The sequence below is a fragment of the Wolbachia endosymbiont of Glossina morsitans morsitans genome (assembly GCF_000689175.1).
Lineage (GTDB): Bacteria > Pseudomonadota > Alphaproteobacteria > Rickettsiales > Anaplasmataceae > Wolbachia > Wolbachia pipientis.
The window spans coordinates 1-15,890 of the sequence record NZ_AWUH01000177.1 but is presented as its reverse complement, the minus strand read 5'-3'; the positions used below and the strand labels follow the sequence as shown (position 1 = coordinate 15,890).

Genomic DNA, 15,890 nt, shown 5'->3' with positions numbered 1-15,890 from the left:
TTTTAGGTTCTGTAGCTGCTATACTTGCATCCATAATTATCATGTTTACTGGATGGCAAATGGTGGATCCGATTTTATCGGTATTTGTCAGTGTAATCATTTTGAATAGTGGCTACAAAATTCTAAAGAATTCTTGCCACATACTTCTTGAAGGTACACCTGAAGGGATATCTACTGAGGAAATAAAAAGTAAGATCACATCAGAATTACCTGAAGTGATAGATGTGCACCACATACATGCATGGTCACTGTCTGATAATTATTTTGTAATTACCATGCATGCCAAAGTAAAGCAAGATGCACAACACACTGATATTTTGTATGAGATAAAAAAATACTACTAAATAGGTTCGAGATAGCACACTCTACAGTCGAGATCGAATACGATGAGTGTGCGGATAATAAAATACTTAAACATTGACGTTTTAAATTATTATGCTATTACTAGAGTGTAATGATGTCAAAGGTAGGCTATGATAGGAATTTCTCAAATACAATTTCCTTCAAAGGAATCTAGCAAGCTAAAGTTTGTTAGTTATTTTGTCAACTTTTGTTTCTTTAAGCATTATCACTAATCCCGTTAATGTTCTTTTTTCTCTTGGTACTATATTTTTCAGGTCTGAAATTAAAACTCTTTATATCTACAAAGAAATAAAAACGGCAAAACAGCAAAAAATGAGCAAAAGGGAATATTGGGAAATATTTTTTAAGAACAATACAATCAAGGTAACAGCCTTCCTCTTGTTTTCTGCTTTCATAACATATCTAACTTTCACTACCACTTTCTTGCTTATTTCGTTACTGGGAACTATACCACTTACAATGCTATTAATTTTATTGCAGAGTGAACTAAGGCCAAAAGATTTTAACCCATTTACGCTGCTTAAAGCTTCTATAAATTTCTTTTTGGAAGGTATAAAAGAGAATTTACGTGGTATGGTTAATAGTTTTGATGTTAAGCTTGAACATTTACTGCCCCATCAATTAAATGATGATATCATTAAAAATATTGATAAATTAAAAGATAAGTATGGTGAAAAAGTATCCGAAGACGTTATTAATGATAGAGAATTTAAGCAATTTATTGAATATATAAATGATTTAAATGAACTTAATTATCGTCAATTTAGTGATGAGGATAAAGGAAGGGTAATTACATTTTTAAATGACTTTTGCAAAGATGATCAAAAGTATAGCTCCCGCTTTACAGGTGGACGGATTTTACTTTTAGTTCTGAAAGCCTGCAATGATGGAGACAGAGAAGCTGTAAAAAATAAAAAAGACGCGTTAATTACAAATTTGCTTGATAGCCAAACTTTCTCTAGAAAAGAGCGAGTTCCTAACACTTGCTTCACCGGTATTATCTATAGAATGTTAAGCACACTAGAGGGTATTCATCCTGATCCAGAAATTAGATTTACTCCTCCTAGGCAAATATTACTTCCAGGAGCACAAAATGAAGCACGTAAGTTCATGTTAGACAGGTTAAAAAACAAGAAAAACAATAAAGAAATTTTTAAGGCTTGGTATGACGTTCAAAATGGTTATGAAGATGATGAAAGTCAAAAAATAGTTGATGATTTTATTTCAGAAGTAAGTATTCCTTCAATGAGAAAATTATTGAGTATTACTTCTCAATATAGTGAACAAATTGTGCTGACATTAATGAAAAATATTAGCTCTATAAAGTTAAATAAATTACAATGTTGTGAGCTGGTTCAGCACATGAGAAATAAACTGCAGGAGCATGGTTTAGGTGACCAAGAAAGTTTACTCGAAAACATCGGAAAAAAAGTATTCTTAGAGCTATTAAATCGAGATCTACTCGAGACAGATTTTTCTCTCAAGGATTCATCTTTGGATGGAGCTAAAAGAATAGCTAACAAAATAATAATAGGAGAAGTTGAGAAATTTAGGTCAGAAGCTGCTGAAAAGGCTAGGGAAGTTAACTCTATAGAAGTTCAAGTGGATGTTACATTGCGGGGTCTGTCAACCTTGCCGCGAGAAAAGAAGTGTTGCATTGCATATAGCAGACTGAGTGGCCAGTATGAAGGTGATGAGAGAGAGATAATGGAGAACATCTTACTAAAAAAATTAGAGATTAAACGAAAAGAAATGAATAAGATGCTAGAAGAGAATGATATACGTAAACTAAAATTAGCACTTGATGATGCATGTAAGAAAAGTGGAAAAAACATGGAAGAAATGATAAAAGAAGTAGAAAAAGTAGTCTCAAGTCGTTTCTCGCATGAAGTATCTGTTAGTAATATAGCAACAGAGTCAGCACACTTATAAAAATTTATTTTCCTTACCTTGCAGAAGATTCACAATATTTCTGTGGTGTTTTAGGAAGACCAGTGCTCCTATAATTAGTAATGTTAAGAACAAATTCCTCTGAAAAAAAAAAGGACCATGCTACAGCCGTTGAAGTAGCACTGAGTGAAGCAAGGGAAGAGTATCTAAAGGCAAGAAAGACTATTATCCAAATTATTACGAATACTAAAGTAATATCAATGCTAAATGCTATCAGTATCCCTAGAGTGGTTGCAACGCCCTTTCCTCCACTGAATTTTAGCCAAATAGGAAACATGTGTCCTAAAACTGCTAAAATTGCAGATACATATATATAAAAATCGTTATTATCACAAAATTGTTGTGCTATATAAACGGCAATAAATCCCTTAAAGGAATCCAGAAATAATGCCAAAGCAGCAAGAAATTTATTTCCCGTCCTTGCAACGTTTGTAGCACCAATGTTTCCTGAACCTACTTCTCTTAAGTTTATCCCTTTTATTCTTGTAATAATTAAGCTAAACGGTATTGAACCGAGTATGTAGGATAGTGTAAGGACTATAACTAACACAGGTAAAATTTACTGATTAATAATCGCAAAATTTCGTCATCCCGCTGCTTGTTAGCGGGATCTATGCTGAGATACCGCGAATAAATCGCGGTATGACGTAGGGAAATCTTACTTATTATAGCTATACCTCTCCGCATATGCCAAAATTTAATTGATTTTATTATTCCTCAGCCTTTTTAGGTAGCACTGAACTTCCTCGTTAATCTGATTACTAAACAGTATAAGCGCTGTCATGTTGATAAGAGCTAAACAAGAGAATAAAGTTCCGCCAATATTAGCAATAGCCATTATGTCTTTAGAAAGGCCAGAGAAAAACGCCACAATTATTACCGCTATGCGATACATCACTATACTTTTTGCACCAAACAAATATAACCACCCCATTTCACAACAATATACAAATGAAATTACCGAAGAAAATGCAAACAAAGGTGCAGCTATGGTTAAAAGTATAGGAAACCATGGAGAAACTGTCTCAAATGCCTTTTGAGTAATTAATATCCCTTCACCAACACTAGTCTGGTATGCACCTGTTATTACTATTGTTATTCCCGTTAAACAGCAAATTAACATTGTGTCAAAGCATGGTTCTATCATAGCAACAAGCCCAGTTCTTACTGGTTCTTCATCTTTAGTTGTTGCATGAGTAATTGAAGCAGAACCAACACCCGCTTCGCTGGCAAAGATTGCCATTTGAATTCCAGTAACAAATGCTCCTACCATCCCTCCACCAACAGCATTGAAATCTATCATAGTGGAAAATAATATTTTTAACGTATAACCAAGGTTATGAATATTAAATGTAATAATAATAATACAACTAAAGAGTGACATAATAGGCACTAGTGCAGAAGATACTCTAGCTATCCTTTTAATTCCGCCAATAATCACTAGAGCAAGCAGCGCAGAGATTATGGAAGAAAGAAACCAAGAGTGACCATCTACCCAACTTGAATAGCCAGATAATATTGAAACCATTTGATTGGTTTGAAACGCTACACTTCCACCAAGACCTGATAATACAAAGAATACTGCATACATGGCAGCCAGCACAATACCAAGTTTTTTAAATCCAAATTCCTCCAGACCATTCCTTATATACTGAAAGGGACCACTAAACAATTGGTCCTGATCTTCTGTTCTATGTCTAAACGCCAACGTTACCTCAGCAAATTTTGCTGACATACCAAAAAAACCTGTAATCATCATCCAAGGCACCGCTCCTGGCCCTCCCATTGAAACTGCAATTGTGACTCCAGCAACAGTTCCAAGACCTACTGTGCTTGAAAGTGCAGTCATAAATGCCTGAAAATGCGTAATATGACCATCATGGTGATTCGTGTCATATTTTCCACATAAAATAGCAAATGCATGCTTAAACATTCTTATGTTGAGAAATCCAAACCGTAATGTTAGAAACACATAACCAAAAACTAGTAGAAAGATTATAAATGGCACGTAAAGGATCTTGAAAAACAGTACTTCATTCATGAAATTATTTATTCCGTTCAACACAGCGTCATAACTTTCGTAAAAACCTGAAGCAGCGTACACATCATTAAACAATAGGCAAAATAACACCATACAAAGCAATCTATAAATCATGTTAACACCCTTTAGAATTGTAATAAGAATCTATTGTATTCAAAACTTCCCTTCTTAGTAGATATATTGCAACAGCATTTGGAATCATAAGGCACATAAACAAACTGTCACCTAGACAAGATATAAATTCTATATTCTTTGACATACAGCTGATATACACTGAAACCACTATAAGAATTTGGAACGGCATCAGTATTTTTTTACTACCAAATAAATACAGCAAAGCAACTTCACAGTAGTAACAATAAGCTATTATTGTGGAAAATGCAAAGGAAAACATCATTAGCGGAAAAACTAACTTGCTGAACAAGGGCAAAGCTGTTGAAAATATCGAACTAATTAGTGTAATATCACCCACGTTATCAGTGCTATGCATACCAGTGATAATTATCACAATACCAGTCAAAAATGAGATTAATATTGTGTCTATAAGTGGTGCAATCATTGCAACGCACCCAACTTTAATTGGATCTTCTTCTTTTACAGCTGAATGTGCTATAGCTGCTGTTCCGGTACCTGCTTCGTTAGCAAACACTGATCTTCTCACTCCGGCTATTAATCCGCTCAATACTCCGCTTCCTATAGCTGATTTATTGAAGATATCTTGGAATATTATGGATAGAGCATTCAGCAAATTACTTCCGTTTACATAAATTAAATATATACACATACCCACATATAGCACTATCATAATTGGTGCTAAGCTCGTTGAAACGAAAGCAATGCGCTTTATTCCTCCCAATATTACAATAAAGACAAGCAGGGATATAATAATGGATGCGTTGTATTCTAGGAGGTTATTTGATAGTGCTGCTATTTGATTTGCTTGAAATGGTATACCGCCCAAAATCATTGCAATAAGTAGCATAATCGCATAAGTGAAGGCAAGAAATCTACCAGTTTTTGCAAATCCAATTTTTGCAAGCCCGTACTTCATGTAATAAAAAGCCCCGCCAGTTGTATTTTCAGAGCGATAAGTAAATGCAAGCACCACCTCGGCAAACTTTATCGACATACCAAGTATTCCGGTAATTACCATCCAAAAAACTGTACTTGGGCCCCCTATTGTGATAGCTATTGCAACTCCTGATATTGTTCCAAGACCAACTGTTCCTGAAATTACTGTTGCAAACGCTTGAATATGAGTTATTATGCCATTGTTGCTGTTATTACACTTTAGATTGAATAGCGTCTGTATTCCATATTTAAGTACCCTAAAGTTAATGAATTTGAACTGGGCAGTACAAAAGATTCCAGTTGCAATTACCCAAATAATTATAAATGGAATGTTGAATATCTTTATATACAGAAATGAATTTAATAGTTCACTTATCTTCAAAATCATGCAGTTTTCTATTTTTTGTTAGCTAACGAGTTTTATATCTAAAATATATGTAAAACCCGATGCTTATTGGAATAGTAAGTGTATACACTATACCTAAAATTGGTAGAGTCATCCAGGGCTTACTGATGAAAAATACCATAAGTACTCCAAAAAATGACACAAATATATAGGATAGGCTTTTGGGAATATAAATATATTTTGCAGAGAAAGTTGGAATGTGACTTATCGAAAAAAATGAAATGGCCAGAAAGTAACAAGCTACGTTTCTTGTGTTAAAAAATCGCTGTATGAGAAGTAAGTATTCACTCTCATGAGATTGAAAGGTAATAATTATTGGTAACAAAGAAAGTAAAGCACACACTAGAGCTGGAACACCAGAAAAGAAAAATTTTTCCCAGTATGGTTGTCCTGAGTGTAGCGAAACATTAAATCTTGCAAGTCTTATTGATATGCAGATTACGTATATCATTACTAAAATCCAACCTATGACTTTGATTTCGTTTAGCTTCCAAAAATACAAAAGAAATGCAGGCGCTGCACCAAAATTTAGAAAATCTGCAAAAGAATCAAGCTGGGCTCCAAAATCGCTAGTTGATTTTAGAATTCTAGCTATTCTGCCATCCATTCCATCTATTATTGCTGCAATGATGATAAAAATTACTGAGAATTCCCATTGTTCATTAAATGTAAATTTAAGTGAAGTGAGACCAGAACATAAACCCAATAAAGTTATAAAGTTTGGGAATAATTTAGTAATAGGTAAGAATCTACTGTTACTTCCATTGTTATTCATATAACGTCAAAAGTAAGCTTCTCTTGAACGTTTTCCTTATTTAAATTTGCTATAATTGTTTCACCACCAATAACAGTTTGCCCTTCTGAAACTCTGACTTCTGTACCAGCAGGAACATAGATATTCACTCTACTGCCAAACCTTATAATTCCAAACCTTTCACCTGCTTTTACGTTCTGGGATATTCCTAAATTACAAACGATACGACGTGCAATTAATCCAGCTATTTGCTCCACAATAATTTCTTTCCCCTTTTCGTATTCAATTACAATAACCTGCTTTTCATTTTCATTACTAGACCTATTGCTCATTGCGGATACAAATTTGCCTTTTTTATAACTCATTTCCTTTATCGTACCAGATATTGGTATACGGTTCACATGGACGTTCAAAACACTTAAAAATATGCTAACAAGCGTAAACTTCTTCTCCTCTCCGTTTTCTGCTGATAAAGGATAATTAACTTCTTCAATTTTTGAAATCACACCATCAGCAGGACTTAATATAAGATTCTTATTGTTTGGCACAGCCCTTGCTGGATCACGAAAGAAATAAGTACACAATAATGTCGGAAACAAGCACGTAACGCCAAACCCCCAAGATATAGAGAATGCTATACACGTTACTATAAAGGAAACTACTATAAATGAATAACCTTCCCTGTTTATATTAGGTAAACCAAAACACATAATCTTATTAACAATAACCTATTGTTAACAATTTATCATTTATAATTTCTCATGAAAAGCTTTTTTTAACTGCTTCAGCAAAGTCTTTTTGATACAAGGTAACATTACAGATTGTTATATTAGCACATAGAATTACCGTCATACTGTAACAACCCGTCCAACACAAAATCTAATGCCTAAGTTTAGATCAGAAAACTGATTCTTCGAAAAGTTGCTCACTATCCTCGTCTATTATGATAGAATTATCATGATTTCTGAGTAAATCTCTGATTTTCGTTTCTATTTCATTTGCGACTTCTTTGTTTGTTTTTAGGTAAGTTTTTACATTCTCTCTTCCTTGCCCAAGACGTGTGTTGTTATATGAATAGTAAGCGCCTGCTTTTTCAAGCACACCAAGCTTTGCTCCCATATCTATTATTTCTCCGAGTTTTGATATACCTTCATTGTACATTATATCAAATTTCGCTTCTCTAAATGGAGGAGCAACTTTATTTTTTACAACTTTAACTCTTGTTTCATTACCTGTAATATTTTCTTTGTCTTTTATTACACCAACTTTTCTTATATCAAGCCTTACAGAAGTATAGAATTTTAATGCATTTCCACCCGTGGTAGTTTCAGGATTTCCACACACTGCTCCTATTTTCATACGAATTTGATTAATAAATACCAATATACAGTTCGCTTTTGAAACGGCAGAGGTTAGTTTCCGTAGCCCATGACTTAGAAGCCTTGCTTGCAGCCCCATATGTTGATCACCCATATCACCTTCAATTTCAGCTCTCGGAGTTAATGCTGCGACAGAGTCAATAACTATCACATCAACCGCACCAGAACACACTAAATACTCAACAATATGCAACGCCTGCTCTCCAGTGTCTGGTTGTGAAATCACTAAATCATCAGTGATTACCCCAAGTTTACGAGCATATAAGACATCCAATGCATGTTCTGCATCGATAAATGCGCATGATCCTCCTTTTTTTTGTGCTTCAGCAATCACGTGCAAGGCAAGAGTGGTTTTACCAGAACTCTCGGGGCCAAATATTTCAATTATACGCCCTTTTGGCAGACCTCCAACACCTAGAGCCGAATCAAGCGCAATTGATCCTGTGGATATTGTGTCTATTTTTTCTACAAGGTTTTGCTTCAACTTCATTATTGCACCTTTACCGAATGCTTTTTCAATCTGGCTTATTGCGTTATCTAGCGCTTTTTGTTTATCACTATTTCTTTCTTCTGGGTTACTTGCCATAGATCATTTATTAATTTACATAATTCTCTATGATAATCAAACGCGAATAACCTGCCAAGGTTTTTCTAGTATTTATGTATTATTTCAATGAAAAATATTAACGTTTTCATAAAGCAGATATTTGTTTGCCTTCGTTAGTAACACACTATACTTTAGTGTACGGACGTTGCAATTTGCAGCATAGCAGGTGGTGTCATCCAAGTAGCCAACACTGAAATGACTAAATTCGAAATGGCTACATGAATTTATTGTAAATTACTACCGTATAAGGTGCGATGCAACAAAGCCATTCCAGTGTCAGCTACTTGAATGACACCTCTTAGATGGGTCAGCTACTCAGATCTGCCATGAAAACTGCAACCCTAAATGTTGGAGCACTGTCGTACACTAAGCGCTGTAATGACAATTTTAGTCGCTTCATACACTTATCATGCTAGTCATAACAGAAATAATTTTTACCAAAGATATTTATGAAATAATTGACATAGTTTGGAAATATGTATATTATAGAACATTAATAGTTAGTTAATTTGTAGGTGTAATGTGGCTAGAAATGTTTTGAATGAAAATGAGTACCACGCTTTAAAGCAGTTGTTTTTAACATTTAATATTCAAAAGGAGGATGTGGTAAATTCTGACATTAAGAATATTAAGAAAAAGCTTAGTCAACAATACCGTAAATTATCGTTAAAATATCACTCAGATAAAAACCCAAACAATAAAGAAGAGGAGGAGAAATTTAAGATTGTTGCATTAAATAAGCCATTTTTTGAAGAATTTATAATAGAGCCATTGGAGAAAGGTCTCAATAAAAGAAATAATTTAATAAAAGAATTACGCGGTAAGTTGTGGAGTCGCAGTTATGAAGAATTGCAAAAATACTTAGATGATAAGTGCAGAAATAAACTCTATAATAAGCAGCAGTCAATTAACAATAATGTAACTGCTTATGTAAAATATTCTTCTTATTCAAATCTCTTAGGAGTTCTTTTAGTATCCTTCACATCAATTGCATTTTTAATAATTAATGGTATTTCTTCTAATGTACCAATAGCAGTAGGTTTTCTTGCTCCCTTGTTAGCAGGATCTATTTTGAGTCTAGCTGTTAAGAGCATTTATACTAGAAATGGGAAAGAGTTTAATCATCAGACTAATATTTTATTATTGTTTAACTTTGACCAAGAATGCGAAAATTTTTCAAAGAGTGATAGGACTAAATTAAAGTGGCTAAAAAATTCAGTTATTTTGAGCAACACAATCTGTACATCTTTAATGTTTTTCGGTGTGGGATTAGATTTAGTTGCCAACGGCTTTGGTATAACTAACTCTATGATGTCATCCGGCTTATTACTTTCATTACCATTCACGCTTTTAATTGTTACTTCACCTATTTTAAATGCTGCAAGTAATTATATTCTCAAAAAGACAGCTATAAATTCAATTGAGGAGCAATTTAAAGGTGATGATCAGTTTATAGAAGTCGATAACGAAAAGCCAAGCAGTACTATGAGCAATCAAAGTTATTTCCCCATCGGTCAGTTAATATCATCAAAGTTAGCTATTCTCCATAGCGAAGTCTCTAGCTAGGAACAATGAGCCACAGATTAGTATGGTTTTGACGTTTTGGGTAGAGGCTTTTAATATGTGATTTGATATTGCATCGCCAATTGATTCACATTCAACTGCTTTTATTCCTATGTTATTGGCTTTTTCCCTAATCAAATTTGTATTTGTTGCTTTAGGTTCAGACTTAACACAAACCGCACATAGTAGCTTGATATATGGCTTTAAGTGCTCTAAGAACTCTTCCACATTTCTGTTACTAGTAACACCAAAAACCATATAAATACCTTCAGCAAAATTATCTTTTACCCACTGAGATAGTACTCTAGCACCATCATTATTGTGTGCACCATCTAAAAACAATTGCCAATCTTTCGGTAGTAGGAAAATTAAATTACCTTCTTTTATAGACTCTAGCCGTGCAGGCCAATAAGTGCACTGTAAACCTGAAGTGATATCCTCTTCTCCAATATCAAATTCATACTTTCCACTTAAAATACTACATGCTGCAATAGCATTGCCTGCATTAATCACCTGATGATCACCCTTTAAAGATGGCAAAGGAAATTCTATTGATTGAATAGCTGATTGAAAAACCATTTTGTTGTTTTCTTTTTTTTTGCAATTCCATTCAAGACCTCCTCTATACAAGGGAGATTTCTTATTTATTGCGTGGTGTTCTAGCGTGTTCACTATAGATTTTTCTTGCGGTGCTATTACGCAAGGAACATTAGGTTTCATTATTCCAGCCTTTTCACCTGCTACAATTTCTACAGTAGGGCCAAGATATTCCGTATGATCAAGTGCAATGGAAGTAATTATTGTTAAAATCGGATTATCTATAACATTTGTTGCATCAAGCCTTCCACCCATATCCACTTCAACTAAAGTTATATCGGCTTTATGACGAGAAAAAGCTAAAAAAGCTGCAATAGTTGCAGCTTCAAACAGAGTGATAGGTTGTTCTGCAATTACTGCACGACATTCTTCTAATAAGCTATATAATTCATTATCGTCGATATAGCTGCCGGCTATCACTATCCTCTCATTAAAACTCACTAAATGTGGAGAAGTGTATGCGTGTACCTTATACCCTGCTGCTTGCATTATATATCTTATAAATGCTAGTGTTGAGCCTTTCCCATTAGTTCCAGCTATATGAATTGCGGGAGGCATTTTTTTCTCGGGGTTATCTAGTTTGCTAAGAAAGCCTTTTATGCGATCAAGAGAAAAATCATTCGGCCTGCTACCAAGTGGCTTAGGCCAATGAGGCATATATATCATAGATTGTTGTTACATTTTAATTCATCTATCACACTTGCTATGCCATGTGTGTCGATTTTTTCACTAAATTGATAACGTTGATTAATAGCAATACTTATTCCACTCATTACAACATCACTTATCAAGAAAGAACTGTTATTTTTAGTAACTTTAAAATCAATATTTGTAGATTCTTCATCACCGTAAGAAAATCTTGTACCAATTAAGCAAGTTTCATCGTCAACTGCTTTTGTACTCATTATGATCATTGCACTATCATGCATGTATTTATATAAAATTTTAACGCACAAACGCGTAAGATACACTTCATACTCTCTTAAAAAATCTTCTTTTCCTTTTTGTTTAACTAAAGCCCAATGTTTCCCTATGACGAATTGCGATATTCCTTTGAGGTTAACATTGTTTTGAATGACCTCCTGAAGCTTTTTTTGCACACATTCCCGGTTTTTTTTATTCTCCTTTGTAGATACACCATCCACTTGTTGCTTCATAGTATGCACAAAAATTTTGTGATCTGTACAATTAGTGTAAGCACTTGAAGAAATTACAATAAAAACAACGATAGTTAAAACTTTAGTAATGTTCATAAGATATATTTATTAGCTATGATACTTAGAATGCAAAGTTTAATAAAGATTAAATAATAATCGCTAGCTTTAATATATCTATAGACACACCTTGCATAAATCATCTACAATTTAATTAGGGGTCTGTTCTATGCGTTATGAGTTAAGTTAAATTTCCCGAGCGATAATTTCTAGTCAAGGGAATTGCCTCTGTTAATTTCGTTGAAATTAATACGCGATGCCCACCTTAACTTTAGTCTCAGGAGTCTACTAAGGCTGACGGTAGATACGGATCCTATTTTGATTGGTTTAACATTTATGCTTCATCAATACAAAGAACAGGGTGTTTTCCTATGTTTGCCTAATGAAGTATTCCAAATTGTAATTGATGTTGAAAGGTATCCTGATTTTGTTCCTTGGTGCAAAGCCGTTTATATAAAAGAAAAAATTAACAACCAAATGGTTGTGGATCTCCTCGCAGCTTTTCATGGAATTAAAGGTAGATATACATCAGAAGTTACTTCTCTTTCTCCAAGTGGAACAAATGAAGGTTGGATAAAAGCTGTAACATCAAATGGAATATTTAAACATCTATACAATGAATGGCAATTCATTCCCATAGATGAAAATAAAACTATGGTAAAGTTTTATATAGAGTTTAAGTTTAAGTCCAACTCATTTTCCACTTTATTAAACTCAGTATATAAGTATACACAAAGTAAAATAATTGCTGCATTTAAAGATAGGGCTGAAAGCCTTGCTAAACAAAAGTTATCTTGACATTATTAATATAAATGTATAATTTTTTTAGTAAGTTAAGTGTTTATATTGTAATGATTTTTAGACTATTGTTTTTATTAATTTTCATAAGTGTTAATTCTTATGCAGTTGTTAAGCAAGATTTATCCGATAACCAATACATTCAAAAAAAACCCAATGAAATAGCATCAAATGAGCTATTATCGCCATTACCTAATGATAAATTATTAGGAGAGCCAAAAGCACCAATTCTAATGATAGAATATGCTTCATTAACTTGTTATCACTGCTCTCTTTTTCATAGGAATGTTTTTCCTAAAATTAAAGAGAAATATGTAGACACAGGTAAGATGTTATATATATTTCGTCATTTTCCTTTGGATTACAGAGGGCTAAAGGCTGCAATGCTGAGTCATTGCTACGAAAAACAAGAAGACTATTTTAATTTTAACAAAGCTGTTTTTAACTCAATAGATTCGTGGAATTACTACAATTTAAGTGATTTGACTTTACTACAAAGAATTGCTGCACTAAGCAACTTAAAGCAAGATGCATTTAACCAATGCATTAATGATAAGAAAATAATGGATAAAATCGTAAATGATAAATCACTGGCAATTAATAAACTTGGTATCACAGCCACTCCAATATTTTTCATCAAGCTTAACGATGATAAATCATATATAGAGCATAATAAAGTTAAACATGGAGGGTATAAAGAGCTGAAATATTTCACTAATGTGATAGATGAATTATATGGAAAAGCTATAGTGAAGTAATACCACTGTAGCTTACCATATAAAAGACTCTATGCTGAGTCATTGTTTTTCACTACTGTTTGTTGTTTTTTACGCTCAAACTCTCTTTTTTTACTGTGCCAAGTGTAGTAATACATAGCGATTTTATTCTCTATTAATACTATTGTCCCATCATAAAACTGAACCATATCCATAACTTTTCTCTGAGCTTCATCAAAACGTTCTTTATACTTTTCACGATAAGCTGGATTATGTAGTAACATAACCCCTTCATTCTTGTTAGATTTTTTGTTTAACGTTTCAACTTCACCAGCAATAGTATAAGACATATAACCCCCTCTAATTGATTATAAAAATTATATTTTAAAAAGAGAAATGCGCATAAACAATCCCTTTAATTCTAGCATAATAATCGACCGTTTATTATACTAGTTAACTATAGTACGATATATAATAATTTTTGTCACTTAAAATTTTATACTATGAAATAATAACTTAAAATAAATGTTTTTATTATTTTAAACTATATTATTATATTTATAAATTGTGTATGAATTAAGTCTCCCTAATTTATAATATATGCGTAATAATTTTTAGTATAAAATTGTCATACATGAGAAATCTATTTGCAAAAGAATATAAAAAAATAGAAGAATATTGTATTCTTGAAAAAAAGCAACATATTCAAATTGGCCCTGAAGAAGGAAAGCTATTAAGTTTATTTATAAAAATCCAAAAAATCAAAAGTATTGTTGAGATTGGCACGTTATACGGTTACTCGTCGATTTGCATGGCAAAAGCTCTACTAAAAGACGGTCATATATATACAATAGAAAATAATCCTCAACACTCAAGAATAGCAAAAAAAATTTTAAGTGCTTTTAATCTAAGTGATAAAATTACTCTAATAGAAGGCGATGCACTGGAAAAAATTAATGAATTATCAGCAAAAGCACCATTTGACATGATATTTATTGATGCTGACAAAAGTAGTTATCCTAAGTATTTAGATTGGGCAGAGTCATACATTAAACAAGATGGGCTAATCGTTGCAGATAACACTCTACTGTTTAACACAGTATTTTTAGAATCGCCTCCAAAAGAAGTATCAGAAAAATCATGGCATGCCATGAGGGAGTTTAATAATAGATTATCAGATGAAAAAAATATTTCTCTATATTGATTCCAACTGATGAAGGAATGACTGTAGCTTTAAAGCTAACATAAGTTAAAAATCAAGGTCAGCATAATGTTTAGGAGGGATTAAACCAGAAATCCTCTCTAATAATATCTCACGAAAACAAGGCTTTGATTTAACAGTGGAGTACCATTCTTTTAAAATTTTACTTTTTTCCCATGGAAAACTACTTACATAATCCATTACGGAAATATGCGATGCTAAAGTAATATCAGCTAAAGTGAACTTATCAGTTGCAAGCCAAACGTTCTTGTTAATTAAGTGTTCGATGTATTCCATATGGCAAGGCAGGTTATGCTGAGCTGCATGAAGAAATCTAGAGTCAGGGCTGCGGTTAGTAATTACTTTTTCATTCATAATATACTTAGTAACTTCATTGTAAAATTTGTTATCGAACCAATTGATTAGAGCGCGTATTTTAGACTTAATAATAGTGGATGAACCAAGTAATTTTATATCGCTATTGTAAGTCTCTTCTATATATTCACAAATGGCATTACTATCCGCTATTACAAAGTTATTATCTATTAATACTGGTACTTGCCCGGTTGGGTTGATCTCCATAAATTCAGTCCGCTTTTCCCACGGATTTTCATACACTAGATCACAGCCCAACTTTTTTTCTTTGAGAAGAGCTATAACTTTTCGTGAAAATGGACAAAGAGGAAAATGATATAAAATCATAATATTCCTCTTTTATTATCCCAGTACTTATAGATTGTCATCCCAGCGCATGATACTGGCATCCAGCTTATTTCATTATGGACATTATTATGGACATTATTTTTAACATATACTCCTTGAATCCGTTGTACTTTGCATAATTTGCAAATATTTTTATATCTGGATCCCAGTATAACTGTACGAACATTGTAGTTTGAGAGCAATTCCCACCGGAAGGGTGTCATTCCAGTGCTTGACACTGGAATCCAGTTCTTATTATACAACAGCCTGATGTATTCATTTAAAATTAAGTTTTCTGGATCCAAGTAGTCAAGCACTGGGATGACAGAAGAAGAGTATTTTAGGTAACAGTTGTTTACTCCAAAGTAATGTTGCAAAAGGTCTAACATATAAATTATAAGACTAATATAGGATATACCTTGCTAAATAAAAAAAAAAGTATAATATTTTATAAAGTATGCAGGCAAAAACTCTGTAATTTGGTCAGATCAGAAAAGAAGCAGCCATATCAGAACCTTTTTGGGTTGC

At 33.2% G+C, this 15,890-nt stretch carries 12 protein-coding genes, 1 other RNA gene and 5 pseudogenes; 7 read left to right on the top strand and 11 right to left on the bottom strand.

Annotation, left to right across the window (positions count from 1 at the left end):
* Together WGMM_RS04630 and WGMM_RS04625 are read left to right on the top strand one after the other, a co-directional pair.
* A pseudogene (locus tag WGMM_RS04630) lies at positions 1-421 on the top strand (cation diffusion facilitator family transporter); the annotation flags it as partial.
* A gap of 52 nt (positions 422-473) precedes the next feature.
* Positions 474-2,295, top strand: a pseudogene (locus tag WGMM_RS04625) (hypothetical protein).
* On the opposite strand, the pseudogene plsY reads toward WGMM_RS04625, so the two are convergent.
* The 6 genes and pseudogenes from plsY to recA all read right to left on the bottom strand — a co-directional run bounded on the left by plsY (position 2,290) and on the right by recA (position 8,550).
* Positions 2,290-2,863, bottom strand: a pseudogene (gene plsY, locus WGMM_RS04620) (glycerol-3-phosphate 1-O-acyltransferase PlsY). The pseudogenes WGMM_RS04625 and plsY sit on opposite strands and share 6 nt — an antisense overlap.
* Before the next feature lie 147 nt (positions 2,864-3,010).
* Complete coding sequence (locus WGMM_RS04615; protein WP_038250758.1) at positions 3,011-4,468, bottom strand: alanine/glycine:cation symporter family protein; 1,458 nt, start codon at positions 4,466-4,468, stop codon at positions 3,011-3,013.
* A gap of 1 nt (position 4,469) precedes the next feature.
* The gene (locus WGMM_RS04610; RefSeq protein ID WP_038250756.1) at positions 4,470-5,813 is read right to left on the bottom strand and encodes an alanine/glycine:cation symporter family protein; all 1,344 of its coding nucleotides are present in this window, start codon (positions 5,811-5,813) and stop codon (positions 4,470-4,472) included.
* 22 nt (positions 5,814-5,835) lie between these two features.
* Positions 5,836-6,606 carry a CDP-alcohol phosphatidyltransferase family protein gene (locus tag WGMM_RS04605; RefSeq protein WP_038250753.1) on the bottom strand — a complete coding sequence of 257 codons (771 nt, stop codon included), beginning with the start codon at positions 6,604-6,606 and terminating at the stop codon, positions 5,836-5,838.
* Positions 6,603-7,295 carry a phosphatidylserine decarboxylase gene (locus WGMM_RS04600; RefSeq protein WP_038250750.1) on the bottom strand — a complete coding sequence of 231 codons (693 nt, stop codon included), beginning with the start codon at positions 7,293-7,295 and terminating at the stop codon, positions 6,603-6,605. The genes WGMM_RS04605 and WGMM_RS04600 overlap by 4 nt, the downstream gene beginning before the upstream one ends.
* Before the next feature lie 187 nt (positions 7,296-7,482).
* Positions 7,483-8,550, bottom strand: a complete 1,068-nt coding sequence (gene recA / locus WGMM_RS04595) for a recombinase RecA (protein ID WP_038250748.1) — start codon at positions 8,548-8,550, stop codon at positions 7,483-7,485.
* Between the two features lie 558 nt (positions 8,551-9,108).
* Between recA and WGMM_RS04590 the strand changes: the two genes are divergently transcribed.
* The gene (locus tag WGMM_RS04590) at positions 9,109-10,137 is read left to right on the top strand and encodes a DnaJ domain-containing protein (RefSeq protein WP_240991939.1); all 1,029 of its coding nucleotides are present in this window, start codon (positions 9,109-9,111) and stop codon (positions 10,135-10,137) included.
* Here WGMM_RS04590 and WGMM_RS04585 read toward each other — a convergent pair.
* Positions 10,105-11,397 carry a bifunctional folylpolyglutamate synthase/dihydrofolate synthase gene (locus WGMM_RS04585; protein ID WP_038250741.1) on the bottom strand — a complete coding sequence of 431 codons (1,293 nt, stop codon included), beginning with the start codon at positions 11,395-11,397 and terminating at the stop codon, positions 10,105-10,107. The two genes, WGMM_RS04590 and WGMM_RS04585, sit on opposite strands and share 33 nt — an antisense overlap.
* Complete coding sequence (locus WGMM_RS04580; RefSeq protein WP_081818084.1) at positions 11,394-11,984, bottom strand: MlaC/ttg2D family ABC transporter substrate-binding protein; 591 nt, start codon at positions 11,982-11,984, stop codon at positions 11,394-11,396. Before WGMM_RS04580 ends, WGMM_RS04585 begins: the two co-directional genes overlap by 4 nt.
* 117 nt (positions 11,985-12,101) lie before the next feature.
* Here WGMM_RS04580 and ssrS point away from each other — a divergent pair.
* The 3 genes from ssrS to WGMM_RS04570 all read left to right on the top strand — a co-directional run bounded on the left by ssrS (position 12,102) and on the right by WGMM_RS04570 (position 13,501).
* Positions 12,102-12,262, top strand: a non-coding RNA gene (gene ssrS / locus WGMM_RS05910) — 6S RNA.
* Between the two features lie 19 nt (positions 12,263-12,281).
* Complete coding sequence (locus WGMM_RS04575; RefSeq protein WP_038250738.1) at positions 12,282-12,743, top strand: type II toxin-antitoxin system RatA family toxin; 462 nt, start codon at positions 12,282-12,284, stop codon at positions 12,741-12,743.
* Positions 12,744-12,796: 53 nt separating this feature from the next.
* Positions 12,797-13,501, top strand: coding sequence for a DsbA family protein (locus WGMM_RS04570; protein WP_038250761.1), 705 nt, complete (start codon positions 12,797-12,799; stop codon positions 13,499-13,501).
* Between the two features lie 29 nt (positions 13,502-13,530).
* Here WGMM_RS04570 and WGMM_RS04565 read toward each other — a convergent pair whose 3' ends face one another.
* A complete protein-coding gene (locus WGMM_RS04565; RefSeq protein WP_006279425.1) occupies positions 13,531-13,809 on the bottom strand; it encodes a DUF2671 domain-containing protein in 279 nt (92 codons plus the stop codon).
* Between the two features lie 250 nt (positions 13,810-14,059).
* Between WGMM_RS04565 and WGMM_RS04560 the strand changes: the two are divergent.
* A pseudogene (locus WGMM_RS04560) lies at positions 14,060-14,707 on the top strand (O-methyltransferase).
* A gap of 1 nt (position 14,708) precedes the next feature.
* Here WGMM_RS04560 and WGMM_RS04555 read toward each other — a convergent pair.
* Together WGMM_RS04555 and WGMM_RS06930 are read right to left on the bottom strand one after the other, a co-directional pair.
* On the bottom strand, positions 14,709-15,362 hold the full coding sequence (locus tag WGMM_RS04555; protein ID WP_038250735.1) for a glutathione S-transferase family protein: 654 nt from the start codon (positions 15,360-15,362) through the stop codon (positions 14,709-14,711).
* A 209-nt stretch (positions 15,363-15,571) separates the two neighbouring features.
* Positions 15,572-15,700 (bottom strand): annotated as a pseudogene (locus tag WGMM_RS06930) (WPE palindromic element domain-containing protein); the annotation flags it as partial.
* Positions 15,701-15,890 lie beyond the last annotated feature (190 nt).

Bases quoted from the DNA above. Each gene is read 5' to 3' on its own strand.
- WGMM_RS04615 (WP_038250758.1), bottom strand. From the start codon at position 4,468: ATGATTTATAGATTGCTTTGTATGGTGTTATTTTGCCTATTGTTTAAT.
- WGMM_RS04610 (WP_038250756.1), bottom strand. From the start codon at position 5,813: ATGATTTTGAAGATAAGTGAACTATTAAATTCATTTCTGTATATAAAG.
- WGMM_RS04605 (WP_038250753.1), bottom strand. From the start codon at position 6,606: ATGAATAACAATGGAAGTAACAGTAGATTCTTACCTATTACTAAATTA.
- WGMM_RS04600 (WP_038250750.1), bottom strand. From the start codon at position 7,295: ATGTGTTTTGGTTTACCTAATATAAACAGGGAAGGTTATTCATTTATA.
- recA (WP_038250748.1), bottom strand. From the start codon at position 8,550: ATGGCAAGTAACCCAGAAGAAAGAAATAGTGATAAACAAAAAGCGCTA.
- WGMM_RS04585 (WP_038250741.1), bottom strand. From the start codon at position 11,397: ATGATATATATGCCTCATTGGCCTAAGCCACTTGGTAGCAGGCCGAAT.
- WGMM_RS04580 (WP_081818084.1), bottom strand. From the start codon at position 11,984: ATGAACATTACTAAAGTTTTAACTATCGTTGTTTTTATTGTAATTTCT.
- WGMM_RS04575 (WP_038250738.1), top strand. From the start codon at position 12,282: ATGCTTCATCAATACAAAGAACAGGGTGTTTTCCTATGTTTGCCTAAT.
- WGMM_RS04570 (WP_038250761.1), top strand. From the start codon at position 12,797: ATGATTTTTAGACTATTGTTTTTATTAATTTTCATAAGTGTTAATTCT.
- WGMM_RS04565 (WP_006279425.1), bottom strand. From the start codon at position 13,809: ATGTCTTATACTATTGCTGGTGAAGTTGAAACGTTAAACAAAAAATCT.
- WGMM_RS04555 (WP_038250735.1), bottom strand. From the start codon at position 15,362: ATGATTTTATATCATTTTCCTCTTTGTCCATTTTCACGAAAAGTTATA.